We start from the raw sequence: 16925 nt of genomic DNA on the forward strand, positions 1-16925 counted from the left end.
CAAGTACGTACCGCTTTGAATGTCGGACGTCCGACAAGAATCCACGAGATAGTTTTTACTAATTTTTGGTATGTCGGATGTCCGACAATGCAAGTGAGTAGCGATTTTTATTTTTTTAGATAAATTTTAAAATTCAATTGCTAGCTTATTTTTCTCAAGAAACGATACCAAAACGGAAGGAAATTTTAGTAAAATGATAACGATTGCAGTGGCAAACCAAAAGGGAGGAGAAGGAAAAACAACCACATCCTTGAATCTCGCAATGGGTCTTGCGCGAAGAAATTTTAAAACCCTTCTAGTCGACATGGATCCTCAGGCAAATTCTACAGGAATTTTCGTGAATCCGGAATCAGTAGACAAAGATCTTGCGCATTTATTTCAAAATTCCGTAAAACTGAAAGATATTATTTTGCCAGCGTATAACGAATATATGTGGATTGCCCCATCTAGCTTACGTTTGGCGGAAATGGAAACGGTTTCCGTAAATTCCGTAGAGGCACCCTACATTTTGAGAGACGCCATGCAAGGGTTAGGCGAATTTGATTTCATTATCATAGATTGCCCCCCTTCTCTTTCCATTTTCACGGTAAATAGCCTAGTCGCTTCCAATTTTGTACTCATCCCTCTTCAGGCGGAAAAATTTTCCATGGATGGAATTATGGGGCTCCAGCAAACCATTTCTTCCATCAAAAAAAGAATCAATCCTGATCTGGAGATACTTGGAGCGCTCATCACTCAACTGAAGCCTCAAACTCTGCTTACCAAAACTATTTTGCCCGTATTAGGAAAATACTTCCGAATTTTTGATCACACGATTTCGGACGGTGTTGCCATCGGGGAAAGCCATTTGGCAAAAAAATCAGTTTACGATTACAATAAATCCTCTCGCCAATCGCAAGAGTATGAAGGATTTTTAGAGGAGGTATTACGTGAGCTTAAAAAGTAAAAGACTTGGGACACTCGCCGATATCTACCAATCGGAAAATTTAGACGGAACCATCCGAACGATTAAATTAGATAAAATCGAGCCTTCCGAACATCAACCCAGACAAGAAAGAAAAAAAGGAATCGATGAACTCGCCGCCTCCCTAAAAGCGGACGGGCTACTGCAACCGATCGTTGTTTCCAAAGGAAGGGGTGACGGTAATTACAAAATTATCGCTGGGGAAAGAAGGTTCCATGCAGCAAAATCCTTGGGATGGCTGGAAATCGAATGCAAGATCCTGGATCGTCCCCAAAACGAAATTTATAAATTAGCCATTATAGAAAACCTGCAAAGAGAAAATCTATCTCCCTATGAAGAAGTAGAAGCATTGGTTTTTTTGAAATCGGCTCATAATTATACAGATGCAGACCTAGGGGATATGTTTGGGAAAAGTAGAAGTTATATGTCCGAAGTTTTGTCCATTGCGGGTATGGAAAAAAAAGACCTGGATCGTTGCCGTTCGCTGGATATCCAAAACAAAAACCTTTTGGTCCAAGCAGCCCAAGCGTCAAAAAAAGGAGCTCTTTCCGACTTTTTAGATTTGTACAGCAAAGGACAATTGAAGACGGTTCGGGATGCCAAAGATTTCAATAAGCAATCTATAGAAAAACCAATCGAATCCCAAAGAAGACTCCCCTCTCAATACAAATTGAAACGATCCGGAAATTCCATCATCATCCAATCGGAAGACGAAATTCTATTAGGCGAAATCTTAAAATTCATCCGAAAGGAAATCTCAAAAAAATTCGGCGACTCGGCCATCACCTAAACATGTACTTGCTTGTCAAGTACTGAGGAAAAAATTTTCAGGAATTCTGAGAAAGTTCGGGTACGAACTTGACATTGGATCAGAAGTACTGACAATGTGACATAATATAGTAAACGAACTTTAAGTACTAGGTTCTCTAAAAAATAGAGTGAGGACTTAGGTGGAATTGTATCCGACCAAATAAAAAAATCCCCTGGTCATCCAGGGGGTCGGGCTTTCCCGAAGGAATGTTGTTGGATGAGACATAATTAACATTATGTCAAATAATGTCAACTCCCTTCGAATTTTTGCTTAAATTTAGTTCAGTTTTTGCAGATTTTTTCTTTCGAAGGGGGAGAAGGATGAACGAATACCATCCTTATATCCGTTTAATGACGGATATAATAGACTCTGGTGTCTGGGCCAATCTGTCCAGTGCCGCTAAAACCCTATACCCTGTACTTTTGAAGTTCAGCGATAAAACCTTCAAGCCAGTCTGGCCAAATACAGAGACATTGATGCGTTTGACCGGTTTTAAAACCAAAAAATCCATAGTGCATGCGAAAAAAGAACTCACCCAGGCGGGCCTATTATTCCAAGTTCCGGGCAAAGGAAGGACTTCTACAAAGTATTACTTTTCTTTCAACTACGAGGGTTCTAAAATTACCCCTCTGGGGGTTCGAAATATCCCTCTCTCCGGGGTAGGAGTGTATGCCCCTGAGGGGAACGAATCGGCCAACGAGAGGGGTGAAAATGTATCCCCAAACCATATTAATATAACTATATCTAATACAAACCAATGGGATAAACCCGAAGGGCCGGAAAAAATTAAGGAAGAAAAAGCCAATGGATTCTTGGAGCAATTGATCGGGCTTTTTGGAACGGAGATTGCTTTTCAAGCTTATTCCCATGCGCAAGCTATTCAAATGGAAGGAAACTTCGAGTATTTAAAGGGATCTTGTAAAAAGATTGTTGCGGAAAGAAATAAAGAAGTGCTTGATTTTAAGCACAATATAGGGGCAGATCCTTCCCTCCCCCATCCAGCTTCTTGGCTCGGATTTTTGGATTGGGCCAGCCATCAGTTATCTCCATCTACTTGGCAAGATTTGGAAAAATTAAAAATCAATGTAGATGGAAAAGTTTTAATCGTTCAATCGAAAGTATCCGGGTTTTCCAGACAGATTATCCAAAAATACTTCACAGAAAAATCAAAACCGTCTCTGCTTGTGCTATTTTCAAGTGAAGAAGAAGGATCACGTCTGTCCGAAATTCGATAGACCTGGTAGAAAAATAGGAATTTTTGGAAGGAAGCAAGTTAGCATTCATGAAAGACAACCTTATCCGAGTCAGTCACCCCTACTCGTTGCCAATCCGGTCCGTAAAAACTACGGGTCGTTTTGAACTTAAAAACGACGAATTTTTCTCCTTTTTTGAAGAAAAAGATCAAGCTGGATTATCATCCATTATCTTCGAATTTGGTGAACCAGTTTATTTCAACGGAATCGAACTTTTACCCGGAAGCGAAGGTTTAGATTATTTCCCGGACTCTTTCCGTTTTGAACTTTCTCACGATGGAAAATATTGGGAGCCTATTTTACAGGAATCCGCATTCCGAAAGTCATTTAAAACTTCCGCCAAATGGCTGTTTTCGTTGACTAGCGCCCGTTACGTGAAATTCGTTTCCAAAATTTCCAGAAAAGCCAATAACGGAAAAAACAGAATCAGTTTTGGAAATCTGAGAATCCTGATTACCGGAATTGCCAAAATTCAAGCAAGTTCGGAACTGGATCGGCTTTGGGTCAAAGAGAATCTAATCGATACAAGACCTGATTATGGATGGTGTTCCAAGAAAAAGGAAGAGCCGGAAGAGGAATATTTGGTTTTTGATCTCGGAACAGTCAACCGTGTGGAAGAAATCCGAATGTTGACGAAAAATGATCCGATCACGAATTTTCCCGAAAGATTTATAGCTTATTATAGTGAAGACGATCTCACCTGGCATCAGTTACACGAAGAGAATTCCTTTTTGTCGGAACCGGGGATGTGGTATAAGTGGAGATTTTCTCCGGTCAATTTGCGATTTTTGAAATTGATCTTCATCCAGGAAAAAGTCCAAACTAAGAAAGAATATGTAACCGAAGTCATCGAAGTTGAATTCTATTCAAGTCCTGATAAAAAAGATTACGGCGGACCTGCACGGGAACCTCTCCCTTATGCTTCGGTTCTTCGTTCCGGGATCATTCGATTGGCAGTGGACGGGGAAGTAAAAGAAGGCGTAGTCGTTCAGTCAAATGATAGAAGACTGCGGGATGCAACGACGGAATATCGCGGAATCGTAGAACTTGCGTCAGACGGCGAAGAGAAAGCAGGTGTAGTCGTTCAGGGTAATGATAAAAGATTAAAAATTGCAACGGAGATCACTCACGGACTTGTTCGTTTGGCAAGAACCGGAGAATCTAGACCGGGACTCGTTGTCCAATCCGATGATGAAAGATTGCGAACCGCATCTACAGATCATGCGGGGATTGTCGAGCTAGCCCTTGATGGGGAAACAAGGCCGGGAGTTGCAGTACAAGGAAATGATTCAAGATTAAGAGTCGCGACGAAAAAAGCGACGGGTCTTGTGCAATTGGCAGAGTCTGGTGAAGTAGCGCACGATAAAGTTGTGACCGGGGATGATCCTCGTTTGAAAGATGCGACTACTACTGCAAAGGGAATCGTAAGATTGTCCTCCAATGGGGGAGAAGAATCGGACACTGTAGTACAAGCAACGGATAAACGACTTCGTCGTGCAAATACGGAAGAATACGGGATTGTGCAACTTGCTCATTCGGGAGAAAACAAGTCTGGTGTTGTTGTGCAAGGGGACGATAAACGACTGTTACCTGCTGATTTCGACCGGGCTGGAATTGTCACTCTTTCGAAACAGGGAGAGAGTGTGTCCGGGCGAGTGGTTTTAGCTGACGACCCGAGATTGTCCGACGCAAGAAATCCAAAACCGCATACGCATGATTATGCGGCAAAAGAACATGATTTTAATTCACATACCGGACTTCTTCGGATCAATGGCGAAACTTCCTCACCTTCCAAAGGCCTGGTTCCTCCTCCTCAAAATGATGCTATCATCTTTGGAAAAAATACTGCCGATGGATCGGCGGTAGTCGGAATTTCCAATGGACAGGGAGTATTCGGATTTTCGGAAAAAATCGGAGTGATCGGGCTTTCCAAAGGAAAAGACGGATCGGGCAATGCGGGTATACTGGGTATTGGTGGATCTGCTCCCGGCGGGCAATTTATTTCTCAATCCGGTTATGCTGTTTTTGCAAACGGAACAGGCGTTTTGGAAAAAGAATGGGCAGGTTCCGGAAAAGCAATACATGCATTAGGTGATTCTTTTTTCAATGGAAACGTTAGAGTTTCCAGAGACGGGCAAGAAGAATGTATCGCCCGCTTTTTCAGACTGGATCAAAAGGATGTAGTCACACCGGGCGATTTGCTTGTGGGAACGGACGAGTCTTTGGTGCTTTCCCGGTCAAAACACCCCTACTCTACCAATGTTATCGGAATTTGTGTAGGAAGTGCAGGGCTTGTGTTTGGAAAGGAAAGCAAAGGTTTAGAATATGCATTGGTGGCTTTTTTAGGAATTGCAAAACTGCATGTAGATGCATCGCAAGGTTCTATTTCACCGGGTGATTTGCTTGTATCGGGACTTGCTTCCGGCCATGCGATCAAAGCGGATCCGAATCGAATCAAGCCGGGCATGTTGGTCGGCAAGGCATTGGAGCCTTGTAAAAAAGACAAAGCATCGATTCTTTGTCTAATTTCTCTCTCCTAAGAAAAGAGGATAACCGGTTTTTTCCTTTGGTAAAAAGCCTGCGGCAATGGCCCTCTCATAAAGAGAGGTAATTGCCTTATGACCTTCGTTCCCTAATGCCTTCGTGTATTCGTTTACATAAAGATCTATATGGGAACGGATGACCGCATCTTCTTTGTTTTGCGAATTTTCTCTTATATAATCGAACATTTCCTTCGGTTCCGTATATGCCATTTTCAAGCTATCACGCAATCTATCTTGGAATAAAAACGCATCTTCTTTGGGTATGTCACGGCGAATGGCGATCGCACCAAGCGGGATGGGAGATCCTGTATAAGTTTCCCACCATTCCCCCAGATCGATCACTTTTTCCAATCCTCTTGCTTCGTAAGTGAATCTTTCTTCGTGAATGATCACTCCCAAATCCGCTTCTCCCGAAAGTAGACTGGGAATGATTTTATCATAACGAAGCGGTTTGGACACTTGAGTCCCGTTGGTATAAAGAGAAAGTAAGAGGTTAGCGGTTGTAAGCTGGCCCGGAACCAAAATGGAAGACCCTTCTTTTAGCTCGGTTTTGTTCCCTTTTTTTCGAACTACCAAGGGGCCACACCCTCTTCCTAAAGCCGAACCGGTTTCCAGTAGAATGTATTTGTCGATGACCGAAAAATAGGCAGCGAAGGAGATTTTGGTAACCGGATATTTTCCAAGTCTTGCAAACTCGTTTAAATTTTCAACGTCCCATAACTCTTCTTTTACTTCCAAGATTTGGGATTTGTCACGGACCAGATGATAGAAAAGGAACGTATCGTTCGGACAAGGGGAATAAGCAATGGAAATCATGGTGATAGATAAAAATCCTTTCCTTGAGTGAGCAAGGTAATTCGTAAAATCAGAAAAACAAAAAGTAAAAGCGACGAACCTAAAAAGATTCCGGAAATACGATTTGGTTTTCGGGTGTGAAGGTAGATGACTAACGGCAAAGATAAAGTGAACATTCTGGATAAATTGTCAAAAGAACGCCAATAACCTTCTTCCGCTATGGAAATGATTCCTAAGGTAGCAAGGATCGGAAGAATGAACAGCAATTCCTTTGTACGAATTAGACTTTCCAAACTTTGAAAAAGATCCCAAATCTTTTTTAAAATATAAGCAAAAAGCAATAGATATTGAGCAAATAACAAAAGTTTTACGGATTCCTTTGCGGATAGGTGAAATCTTCCGTTGTCGTAAAAGCTTTTGATAAAACCATAGAGGGGAAAATCCGTCATATCCCTGAATCCCAAAGGATTGGTTCCTAAATGGTTGGGAGAGATACTCCAAGTCCAAATGAGAAAAAATACAAAGCAGAATAAAGGTAATACAAAGATAAAAGTTTGTTTCCGGTTTTTTGCAAGAATGGATTGGAATACAATCGGTAAAAGAAGAAAGATTCCAAGCTCTCTTGTGAAGATTGCCAAGGTTAAAAACAATACGGATAGAATTTCATCAAAATAGGTCTTATTCAATTTTAAATAAAAGAATGTCCCAAGAATCACCAAGGATGCGAAAAAACCATCCGCTACAAGCAACAGATTTGAATTCAAAGAATAGGGGGAAAATAGATACAACAGAGAATAGAATTTTTTGTCCCCGGGAAGAAGAGAATGCAAAACATAATAAGAAGCCAAAAAGGCTATATTTAAAATGAGAATAGCGATCCATGCATAATATTCGAACCCGATTAAGGATGAAAAAGATCCGACTATAAAAGAGAATCCGATTCTGTGCAATCGGAAAAAATAAGAATCCACAATCAAATCCCAGCTTAAGTCGGTAAACAAGGATTTGGCGACCAAATAGAAGAATTGTCCGTCATATCCCCCCGCCCGAAAGATTACAAAATCGGAATCTACTGCACCCGGGTTGATCTCCGCAAATCCGTCCCAAATGCCTATGAGAGAAGAAAGAGAATAACCATAGGGTTTGGTTTTGATCAAAATGAGCAAAATTTCCAAAACAAGGAATGCTAAAAAAGAGATGGGGAACCAGAATCGTTTCACTCTTCCATTTTAAAAAAATTCATAAAGAAGCAAGGAATTTCTCTGGAATTCCCTCCCCTTTCCTTAAACTTGTGTCACAGTTTCCCTTTATGAAAGAAGTTCTAGTTACCATTCAAAACGTTTATCAGTATTTAGAAAAACTCGGTCCCAAAAAATCCTTCCAGATTTTGAAGAGTTTGGGTTATGAAAAACTTCTTTCTCTCACGGGTAAAGTTCCGAAAGAGAGATTGATCGAACTTACTAAGAAATTAAGCGAAGATACGGTTGTGGAATTGGTGAATCAGATTCCTGAAAGAATCTTGGTTGAAATGATAAAAGAGAATACGGACGAAGATCTGGTTTACTTTATTCATTCTTTGCCGATGGCAGACTTGGCGCTTGTATCCAGGAGCATTCCACCTGCCGATGTTAGTTTGCTTGCGGTCACCTTGGGAAAGGAGACGAGTGTTGAAATTCTCAAAAGTTTGGGAATTGAAAAGGCTATCGCACTTTTGAAAGAGATTTCCATGAAAGAATTTCTTTGGCTTGTGAAAGAGTCGGATGTACATTCTGTACTTCTTCTTGTAGGTGAGATGACGGTTGCAGATTGCAAACGTTGGATCAAAACAAGAGGATTGGAAGAACTTCCGGTGATTATGAAATTTTTCGGTGTTGAAAACACTCTTTCCATTTTCGGAAAACTAGGAATGGTAAAGGCTTTGGAACTACTTCACTTATTGGGAACTAAAGAGATGTTGGAACTATCTTTCCTGATTTCTAAAATGGAATTAAGTCAGAAAAAGATTCCCGAAGTGATCCATACTAAGAGAACCGCCACTTCTTCTTCACTTGCAAAGAATAAATCAAAAACGAAACCACCGGTTAAGAAAAAAGCGAAAAAAACTTCTAAGAAGAAATAGAAGTTTTAGGGAGTATGACTTTGAAAGTACTCCCCTGCCCCAATTTGCTTTCCACGAAAATTTCTCCATTCATCTTCTCTATCAATGACTTTACGATTGATAAACCAAGGCCAGTTCCTCCGATTTTTTTATTATCCGAGGACGGGATTCTGAAGAACCGATCAAAGATTTGGTTTTTATAATTCGGATCAATTCCTATTCCCGAATCTTTAACTATAATTTCTATCTTGCCGTTCACTTCTTCCAATGAGAGGGAAACTTTACCTTTCATGGTGTACTTGAGTGCGTTGATGTATAGATTCGTGATGATTTGAGAAAATTCGAACCGGATTCCTTTCAAGTATAATCCTTTCTTCAAGCGAAGTTCCCATTCAATTGCCTTTCCTTTTGCAAGATGGGAATTCATATGAATGACGTCTTCAATAACAGGTACAGGATCGAATATTTCGACCACTTCTTCCGGAGCATCTTTTTCTCTGGAGGTGGTGAGTTTTAGCATATTTTCAATCAAGAAGCTGAGTCTTTTTACGTTCTTTTCAATCACTTCCAGCATGTTCTTATGTTCGTTGTTATATGCCAGAGTTTTGTCAGTCTTGAAAAATTCCAAATATCCTTTTATGTTCGTCATGGGACTTCTTAATTCATGACTGATATTGGAAATAAATTCATGTTGAAGTCTTTCCTGCTCTTTTCTTTCCTGATTGGGCCGGAATTGTACTTGATATCTTTTTTTCGGTGATAGTAGAATGGAGGTAAAACTCAAATCCACACTTAACTTTGAGCCGTCTTTCAAAAGAATGTCCACGTCGGGCAGAGACAACATCGCATCTTGGGATAAGTTTGTTCCGAATTTGAGCTGAGGTGCTATCTGGTCTCCGAGTATTATATCTTCAATTGTCGTTTTTGTCAGATCTCCTCGTGTGTAGCCTGTTAGACTTCTGAACTGATGATTCCCTTCGAGTATATTCCCTGTTTCCGCATCCACAAGCGCAATTGCTTCGCGGGAAAATTCAAACAGATAGCGGTATTTTTCTTCTGAATACTGGAGATCGACTGCCGACCTATCCAATTTAATTTCCAAAATAGAAATCAGATTTTCCAATTCTGCGATTTCTTCTCTTTGCAATTCGAGTGTGGAGTTGAAGGAGTCTAACATCGAATTGATGAGATATTTTACCCTATTGTCCAGAAGTAATGTTTCGTCCGTGTTGAGTCTGGATGAGAAATTTCCCTGCAAGATATCGAGTGTTACCGAATTTACATCCACAATCAAGTGCCTAATAGCGTTTAACTTGCGATAATTGATGAGTGCGGGAGCATATTGTTTGTCCGCTCCCCCTTTTTGAAAGCTTGTGAGTTTTCTTACGTCGAATAATTTTTTCGGTTCCAGTGCTTCCAGGATTTCCGAAAAGTCAAGAACCGGTTTCACTACTTCCGGAGTCAATACTCTCCGTATCACACGAAAATACGTATCTTTCAGAAGAGGATACATTGATTCTACGTTTCCCTGATAAGAAAAGATTCCTTTCTCAATCAACGGATGAGGGAATAAGATCGATTTTAAGTCTCCCGCGCGTAGGTGAGGGTAAAACTGTGTCAGATTAAGATCTTCCCAGATTTTAGGGGAATTGTTTTTGGCGTTTTCGTTGATAAAATCTATCGCTTTTTTGACTGCCAGAAGTACTCCGGATGCACTTCTTCCTGTTTTCAAAATGCAATCGCCGCTAAATGCGAGTAAGGTGGAAGGCACTAGATCTTCCGATTGGAGTAACGATAATTGAGTATCTTCTTTGAAGTCGTGATAGTTTTTTAAAAACGGACTGAGGAACGGATCGGAAGAGATTCCCAAACAACTTGGTTTTTGAAACTCCTTTTCTTCTAAAAATCCGGGAGTATCCATAAATCGGATTTTTACCGGATTATAAGGAGCATATTCCTCCAGGAATTTCTCGGCGAACAAGCGTTCAACGGAATTGATGTGAGGGACTGGAATGAAGTATGCTTTGTTACGGGTCAGGTCTTCCGCTTGAAACCGGAATCTTGAATAAAAAGACAGAGGCGAATGATAAAGAAAAAGACCTTTGTAAATTCGTTTGATTTTCGATTTTTTTAGAAATGATTCCTGCAAGTAGGAAATCGTGGGGACCTCTCCCGCTTCGATTCTACCCGATTCCAAAAGAGCGAGTACTCCTTTGTGATGCGTATTGACATGAAGGGATACTTTTGTGTCAAACTCTTCAAAAAATCCCTTTTTATATGCGATTACAATCGGTAAGGAGGAAAGTCGGCTGGTAATACAGATATTGATCACAAAGAACCCTTAGACCAACGATTCCAGAAATAGGAATCGTTGCAAAATCTTTCTAAGGGTTTAATGCATCAATTTTTGGAGAGAATATCCGCAAGGAACTGGCTGGTCCTTTTTGTATAGTCGGAAATCTCCTGTTCGCTCATTGCTTTTGCGGAGAGTAAGGCCAGGTCGTAAATGACTTGTGCGATTTTCTCTCCTTTTTCCTTATTTGCTCCATCAAACTCTCGTAATGCGGATTTGACCAAAGGTGAGGAAGTATTTACAAGAAGAGTATGGTTTTTGAATAAATTTTTGGCATCTTCCCTGTTGAACATGGAATTCATTTCACTCATTCTTCTCATAAACTCGGGCATAAGAACTACCGCGGGAACTTCGTTTGATTTCAAAGATTCGGTTTTGATCTCTACACCTTCTTTGGTAATGGTCGATTTGAAAAATTCCAAAATCCGATCCGCTTCGGTTTGATTGTTCGCATCCACCACGCCGGGCTTTGCATCCTTATCTACAACTTGATCTGCTAATTCAGCATCCACTCTTTGGAATTTCATTTCTGCGTTTTTTGTTTCCAAATGTTGGATCAGATGGGAATCGATCCTGGAATCAACAAGCAATGCTTCCAATCCTTGAGACTTGAGGAGATCCATATACACCGAACCCATCTCGGTTTCGTTTGCATAATAAACTTTGTCTCCGTTTTTCTCTTTGTTCTTTTCCCAATATTCATTCAGAGTACAGAACAATCCTTCCGAATTTTTAAAGATAAGAACATCTTTTACCGCATCGAAAAACTTTTCATCCGTTAACATCCCGTATTTTACGAAGATGGAAATATCGTTCCAGTTCTTCTGGAATTCTTCTCTATTCTTTTTGAAATCATCGGACAATCGATCCGCCACTTTTTTAATGATATGACCGGAAATCTTTTTTACCAACGGATCGTTTTGAAGATACGATCTGGATACATTCAAAGGAAGATCGGGGATGTCTATGGTTCCTTTGAGAGTGGTTAAAAACTGAGGAATGAGTTCGCTCGCATTATCACTTACGAACACATGATTGCAGAATAATTTGATCCCGTTTTTTGTAGCGTCTAACTCGTGTGTAATTTTGGGGAAATACAATATTCCTTGCAATCGGAAAGGAAAGTCCACATTCAAATGGATGTGAAATAAAGATTCACCGGAAAAAGGAAAAAGATAAGAATAAAAATCCTTATAGTCTTCCGGCTTCACTTTGGAAGGTTCTTCCGACCAAAGAGGTTTTTCTCTGTTTGCTTTCTCTCCGTCTACCAAAATGGGAACCGGCAAAAAATCACAATATTTTTTAATCAGATCTTTTAGTTTCCATTTGTCCAGGTACTCCCCTGAGTCCGTGTCGAGGAAAAGTGAAATTTTTGTTCCTCGGATTTCCTTGTCGATGCTGGAAATCGTAAAGTCGGTTCCCGATTCACTTTCCCAAAGGACTCCCTTCTCTCCTTTTTTATAGGATTTGGTTTCGATTGTAACTTTGTTCGACACCATAAAGCAGGAATAAAAGCCCAAACCGAAATGACCGATGATCTCCGCTTTGTTTTCTGCGTTTTGGTAATGTTTTGCGAAGTCGGTAGCTCCCGAAAAAGCGATTTGATTGATATATTTTTTCACTTCGTCGGTAGTCATACCGATTCCATTGTCTTCTATGATCAGAACTCTTTTGTCTTTGTCAAAGCTGAGTTCGATTTTGTAATCAGTTCCACCTTCGAATTCTTCGGAAAACGAAATCTTTTTTAATTTACTGATCGCATCACATGCGTTAGAAACCAATTCGCGTATGAAAATATCTTTCTCCGAATAGAGCCATTTTTTAATGATTGGAAAAATATTTTCCGTCTCTACGCTGATTTTACCTTTTTCTTGTTCGCTCATTTGAATCTCCAATTATTGAATTAATTTACTTGTTTCTACTAACATTCTTTTGGTAAGTTTGTCACAGTACCTGAATATCTCTGAGAATGATTTTTCCGGAAAAGCGGATCTAAGTTCTACGATCTTTTCAGCATCCTTGGGAACGACACCTTTTTTAATGAGATAGTCATTTAGAATTTGGTTTTTTTTGGAACCTATCCTTTGATCCAAAATAATTAAACCGGATTTGGTATCTTCTTGCCGGCGAAAAACAATCGTGGTCCCTACTCCGACAAAAATGCTTAGAACAACAAACCAAATCAGATAAGGATTGCCAGTCCAATCCGCATTTGCCTTTTTAGTCGCCTTCCAAGAGTCAGACTGTTTCGAAAGGGTATTTGGTAAAACAGAAATGTCAGGAAGGGTTAAAGTTTTTGTTTGATAAGATTGGGAAGAAGGAGAAAAGAAATGTATTGTAGCTTCGCCTATGGATGTTTTTCCCAAAGAACGGGGTTCGAAACTATAAAGGTATTCTATCTCGGAATAAAATCCGTATTCTCCGGTAGAGAGTTGGCGGAAAGTTTTTGATTTTTGAGAGGATAGAAAATGAAGTCCTTCCTTTCTGCTTTCCAAGGGGTGATCCAATCCGTCTCCTCCTCCGGAGCCTGAGACTTTGATTTTAAAGTAAAACGTTTCTCCCAGTTTGATTTCTGCATTTTGGTAATCTGCCAAAAGATGATAATCTCCAATTGCACCTTTGTAACCGGGAGGTTTTCCTTTCGGTAATTCGAGAACCGTAATTCTCTCCGTATGAACGGGGATGGATTCTTGGAAGGCTCCGAATCTCATACTATCACCTACTACAAAGTTAGTCGATCCTATGGTGAAGTTACCTGATTTCAGCGGGGTAAGTCCGTAGATTTCCTTTTCGAATACCAAAGTGTTTTTCTCTTTACCATTTCGAACGACCATGGGGTCTATCTGAACTGTTACTTGCTTTAAAGTTTCTGCGAGAAAGAAAGGAAATGAGATGGATTGATTCGGATCTCTTTCCAGATAGGCTTGTCTATACCCTCTATAATATAATACGTAATAACCTACGATAGGTTCTCCAATATAGACTTTTTGTTTGTTAGTATGAAAGACAACTTCGGGAGATTCCGTCTTCTCGTCTTCTTCGGAAGGATCACCGAATATCCTGTCAAATAAAGAACCGTTCCCTTTTCTTCTGTTAGATGGTGGTTTTGACTCCACGGTAAAATAAAGTTCCGGGCAGGTGACGATATCATTCTCTACGCTTACTTGAACAGGAGGCACTTTGTTTTTGCCGGTTTTGTCCGCCAGTATCCGGAATTTTATAATTTTACTTCTGGAAACTTTGAAATTGATGATTTGGGTTTCCGAGCCGGATCCGGAGTACACCGCTTTTACTCCGTTTTCTTCATAGCTATTTCTTATAAGTTTTAATGATTTATCGCCTGATAGGCGAATTTCCAATTCCAGAGATTCTCCCTTTGTAACCAGGTTTTGCGATAACCGAAAACTGACTTCTTCACTGAATAAGGGGACAACCGGGAAGTATACGAAAACTAGAAAAAAAAACTTTATACTACCAAAACTTTTCATTATCAACATTCGGAAAACGATCCGCTTTTTTTTTCAAAATGGAATCAGGCGAAAAAGAATCCATCATTCTATCTGCATGTTCTTTGGATAAATCCTTTTTATTTTTACCGGAATTGTTTCCTGTTGCTTTGCTATTTTCCTCATTGGGTTCCGATTTTTTCCGATCTTCCTCCGTTTTCCCTTGCGGATCGGATGATCCTCCATTTTTTTTCTTTCTTAAGAATTCCAGATTCTTCTTTGCAGAAAGCAAATCCGGATCAATGGACAAAGCTTCTTCGTAGGACTTTTGTGCATTTTTATAATCATTTTTTTTTGCATAAGCGTTCCCATTATTATAATGAGCTCTTGATTTCAGCTCCGGAGTAGACTTAGGATCCTTTATAATTTCATTATTTTGTTCGATGGATTCTTGCAAATTTCCCATTTTATAATCGGAAGCTGCTTTGTTGAATTTAATCCTGGGATCATCCGAGATGAATTGCTCCGCTTTCTGAAATTTTTCTTTGCTCTCTTTATACTTTTCAGCCTGATAATCGCTTACTCCTTCGGAGACAATCGATCCGCCCGGATCGAAGCCCCAAGCATATAAGTCGGAAGTATGAAATATTCCCGAAGATAAAATCAAAAGTAACGCAACAGTTATTGCCCGCTTAATGTAAGTTAAACGAATGATTCTTTCCAGAAAAAAGAAACCGAGGGATAAGTAGAGAAATACACTGGCTCCGTCTTCTTTTCTGATTTTTTGAAGTATATGTGTCTGGTTCTTTTTCATAGAATCGATTTTATCAACCAATTGATAAGCGCCGGAAGAATCCTGGGATAAATTATAATACTCTCCCGAGTTTAAAGAAGCAAATGATTTTAGATTTTCTTCATTTAAACTTGATATGATTACTTCCCCTGCATTTTGATCCGGGTTCAACGCACCCGATAAGGTTACGTAACCACGCGAAGAAGTTTGAGAATCCGAATAATAGATCGGACCTCCTTCCTTTGTACCGAGCCCCCATACAACAAGCTCCGCATCCAATTTTTGCGGGCCCGATTCTTCGTTATCTTCTCCGTCGGAAACCAAAACAACGACTTTGTTTCTCAACAGTTTGGAAGAAGATAAAACTTCTTCCGCTTTTTTCGCAGCCAGTCCGAAGTTGGTTCCTTTTTTACCGACCATCTCTACACCTAATGCGTTTACATAATCCGCAAATGCGGTAGTATCCGTTGTCATGGGACAATAGGAAAATGCGGAGCCCGCAAATACGATCATTCCGAAACGATTTCCCGCCAGATCGGGCAGAATCCGGATGACGATGTCTTGGAATCGTTTCAAACGCGTAGGATTGACATCGACTGCGTTCATAGACAAACTGACATCTACTAGAAACAATATATCGACTGATTTTTGTGAGTCGGACAATTCCATTTCATTTGCCTTTGTATGGAAAAGCGATAATACTGCGAAAGCAAGGCCGATGATAAGAGACCCGATTCCCAGTGTATAAGAAAGTATTGACGGAAGAGAGAATCTTTCTTTCAAAGAAGGATGCAATCCTTGGAATTTTCCTATTTTGAAAAGGAAAAATATTTTTACAAAACCATACACAAAGGTTATCGAGATGCAAAGTAAAGAAACCCATTTTAAAGTGGAATCGTCAAAATCCGTTTCGGTCATAATACTTCCTTCAATGGCCAGATTTTAAGAGCTCCGTCTAATAAAAGTAAAGCGAATGCCCAGAATAGGTAATCTGGAAAATGTGTTTGAACTAGCTCTGTCGGTTTGGATGGCAACGGATCTTTTTCCAAGTCATCTATTTCTTTTAATATTTCTTCCAGATCTTCCGGGGACTCCGCCCGAAAAAACGTCCCGCCTGTTTGTTCCGAGATGGTTCTCAAGGAATCATAATTGATTTCGTACTGACCCATTTCCTTTCCGATTCCTATGGAATAAACTTTGATACCGTATGCTTTGGAGGCGAAGGATGCCGTTTCGGGATCTAATTTTCCGGTATTGGAAACTCCGTCGGTGAGTATTAAAATGATCTTCGATGTGGCTATTGATTTTTTGAGTCTATAGGTTGCAAGAATCAAAGCATCTCCGATAGCAGTGCCTTGTTCGTCTATACTGGAATCTTCTGCTTCCGCGATAAGCTCCGTTAATGCCAATCTATCACTCGTTAAAGGGCTTTGTAAATAAGCTGCTCCTGCAAACAAAACGAGTCCGATCCGATCCGACTCCCTTTTTTTGATAAATTCCTGTAACAATTTTTTGGAAACCGAAAGTCTGTTATTCGGCAAAAAATCGTAACTATTTACCATGGATCCCGAAATATCAAGGGCGATCATGATATCGATTCCGTAAGTTTCATCCGGGATAAATCGATGTTTGGCGCCCGGTCCCGCCGCCGCTAAAATCACGAAGGAAAGTGATAAAAAAGGAAGTGCACCGGCAATTTTTTTTAAAAGAAAGCGAAAGTTTGTTTTGAAATCATTTGCTAACTTTGTATTTCTGTCCCATTTCCCTTCCATGGAAAGATCTAATTTACCTTTCCAATAAGTGAACACAAAAAGCAAAAGCAAAGGTACAAATAAAATTAAAGTCAGAGGTCTTTCAAAATAATCCATT

General features: G+C 40.0%; 12 protein-coding genes. 5 read left to right on the top strand and 7 right to left on the bottom strand.

Features of this window, described 5'->3' with window-relative positions:
- Nucleotides 1-193 precede the first annotated feature (193 nt).
- The 4 genes from DI077_RS18555 to DI077_RS18570 all read left to right on the top strand — a co-directional run bounded on the left by DI077_RS18555 (nucleotide 194) and on the right by DI077_RS18570 (nucleotide 5568).
- Nucleotides 194-946 carry a ParA family protein gene (locus tag DI077_RS18555; RefSeq protein WP_109022446.1) on the top strand — a complete coding sequence of 251 codons (753 nt, stop codon included), beginning with the start codon at nucleotides 194-196 and terminating at the stop codon, nucleotides 944-946.
- Nucleotides 930-1754: a ParB/RepB/Spo0J family partition protein gene (locus tag DI077_RS18560; protein WP_109022445.1), complete on the top strand. Its 825-nt coding sequence runs from the start codon at nucleotides 930-932 to the stop codon at nucleotides 1752-1754. The genes DI077_RS18555 and DI077_RS18560 overlap by 17 nt, the downstream gene beginning before the upstream one ends.
- Before the next feature lie 341 nt (nucleotides 1755-2095).
- Nucleotides 2096-3010, top strand: coding sequence for a helix-turn-helix domain-containing protein (locus DI077_RS18565; protein WP_242935462.1), 915 nt, complete (start codon nucleotides 2096-2098; stop codon nucleotides 3008-3010).
- Nucleotides 3011-3057: 47 nt separating this feature from the next.
- Complete coding sequence (locus tag DI077_RS18570; protein WP_109022475.1) at nucleotides 3058-5568, top strand: discoidin domain-containing protein; 2511 nt, start codon at nucleotides 3058-3060, stop codon at nucleotides 5566-5568.
- Here DI077_RS18570 and DI077_RS18575 read toward each other — a convergent pair.
- Nucleotides 5551-6387: a 1,4-dihydroxy-6-naphtoate synthase gene (locus DI077_RS18575; RefSeq protein ID WP_109022444.1), complete on the bottom strand. Its 837-nt coding sequence runs from the start codon at nucleotides 6385-6387 to the stop codon at nucleotides 5551-5553. The two genes, DI077_RS18570 and DI077_RS18575, sit on opposite strands and share 18 nt — an antisense overlap.
- Entirely contained in the window at nucleotides 6384-7586 is a 1203-nt protein-coding gene (locus DI077_RS18580; protein ID WP_109022443.1) for an AZOBR_p60025 family cell surface glycopolymer formation protein, read from the bottom strand. Before DI077_RS18580 ends, DI077_RS18575 begins: the two co-directional genes overlap by 4 nt.
- Nucleotides 7587-7675: 89 nt before the next feature.
- On the opposite strand from DI077_RS18580, the gene DI077_RS18585 reads away from it, so the two are divergent.
- Complete coding sequence (locus DI077_RS18585; RefSeq protein WP_109022474.1) at nucleotides 7676-8485, top strand: magnesium transporter; 810 nt, start codon at nucleotides 7676-7678, stop codon at nucleotides 8483-8485.
- Here DI077_RS18585 and DI077_RS18590 read toward each other — a convergent pair.
- From DI077_RS18590 to batA, 5 genes are all read right to left on the bottom strand, one after another.
- Nucleotides 8472-10796: a sensor histidine kinase gene (locus DI077_RS18590; RefSeq protein ID WP_109022442.1), complete on the bottom strand. Its 2325-nt coding sequence runs from the start codon at nucleotides 10794-10796 to the stop codon at nucleotides 8472-8474. The two genes, DI077_RS18585 and DI077_RS18590, sit on opposite strands and share 14 nt — an antisense overlap.
- Nucleotides 10797-10864: 68 nt before the next feature.
- Nucleotides 10865-12700, bottom strand: coding sequence for a molecular chaperone HtpG (htpG, locus tag DI077_RS18595; protein WP_109022441.1), 1836 nt, complete (start codon nucleotides 12698-12700; stop codon nucleotides 10865-10867).
- Nucleotides 12701-12712: 12 nt separating this feature from the next.
- On the bottom strand, nucleotides 12713-14305 hold the full coding sequence (locus tag DI077_RS18600; protein WP_167837231.1) for a BatD family protein: 1593 nt from the start codon (nucleotides 14303-14305) through the stop codon (nucleotides 12713-12715).
- Nucleotides 14289-15974 (bottom strand): VWA domain-containing protein BatB, encoded by a 1686-nt coding sequence (batB, locus tag DI077_RS18605; protein ID WP_109022439.1) that lies wholly within the window; start codon nucleotides 15972-15974, stop codon nucleotides 14289-14291. Before batB ends, DI077_RS18600 begins: the two co-directional genes overlap by 17 nt.
- Nucleotides 15971-16924 (bottom strand): VWA domain-containing protein BatA, encoded by a 954-nt coding sequence (gene batA / locus DI077_RS18610; protein WP_109022438.1) that lies wholly within the window; start codon nucleotides 16922-16924, stop codon nucleotides 15971-15973. Before batA ends, batB begins: the two co-directional genes overlap by 4 nt.
- Nucleotide 16925: the final 1 nt, after the last annotated feature.

This window comes from Leptospira kobayashii, assembly GCF_003114835.2.
In the GTDB taxonomy this organism is placed as follows: Bacteria; Spirochaetota; Leptospiria; order Leptospirales; family Leptospiraceae; genus Leptospira_A; species Leptospira_A kobayashii.

Excerpts from the sequence above, each read along its gene's own strand:
- DI077_RS18555 (WP_109022446.1), top strand. The coding sequence starts at position 194 with ATGATAACGATTGCAGTGGCAAACCAAAAGGGAGGAGAAGGAAAAACA.
- DI077_RS18565 (WP_242935462.1), top strand. The coding sequence starts at position 2,096 with ATGAACGAATACCATCCTTATATCCGTTTAATGACGGATATAATAGAC.
- DI077_RS18570 (WP_109022475.1), top strand. The coding sequence starts at position 3,058 with ATGAAAGACAACCTTATCCGAGTCAGTCACCCCTACTCGTTGCCAATC.
- DI077_RS18575 (WP_109022444.1), bottom strand. The coding sequence starts at position 6,387 with ATGATTTCCATTGCTTATTCCCCTTGTCCGAACGATACGTTCCTTTTC.
- DI077_RS18585 (WP_109022474.1), top strand. The coding sequence starts at position 7,676 with ATGAAAGAAGTTCTAGTTACCATTCAAAACGTTTATCAGTATTTAGAA.
- htpG (WP_109022441.1), bottom strand. The coding sequence starts at position 12,700 with ATGAGCGAACAAGAAAAAGGTAAAATCAGCGTAGAGACGGAAAATATT.
- DI077_RS18600 (WP_167837231.1), bottom strand. The coding sequence starts at position 14,305 with ATGAAAAGTTTTGGTAGTATAAAGTTTTTTTTTCTAGTTTTCGTATAC.
- batB (WP_109022439.1), bottom strand. The coding sequence starts at position 15,974 with ATGACCGAAACGGATTTTGACGATTCCACTTTAAAATGGGTTTCTTTA.
- batA (WP_109022438.1), bottom strand. The coding sequence starts at position 16,924 with ATGGATTATTTTGAAAGACCTCTGACTTTAATTTTATTTGTACCTTTG.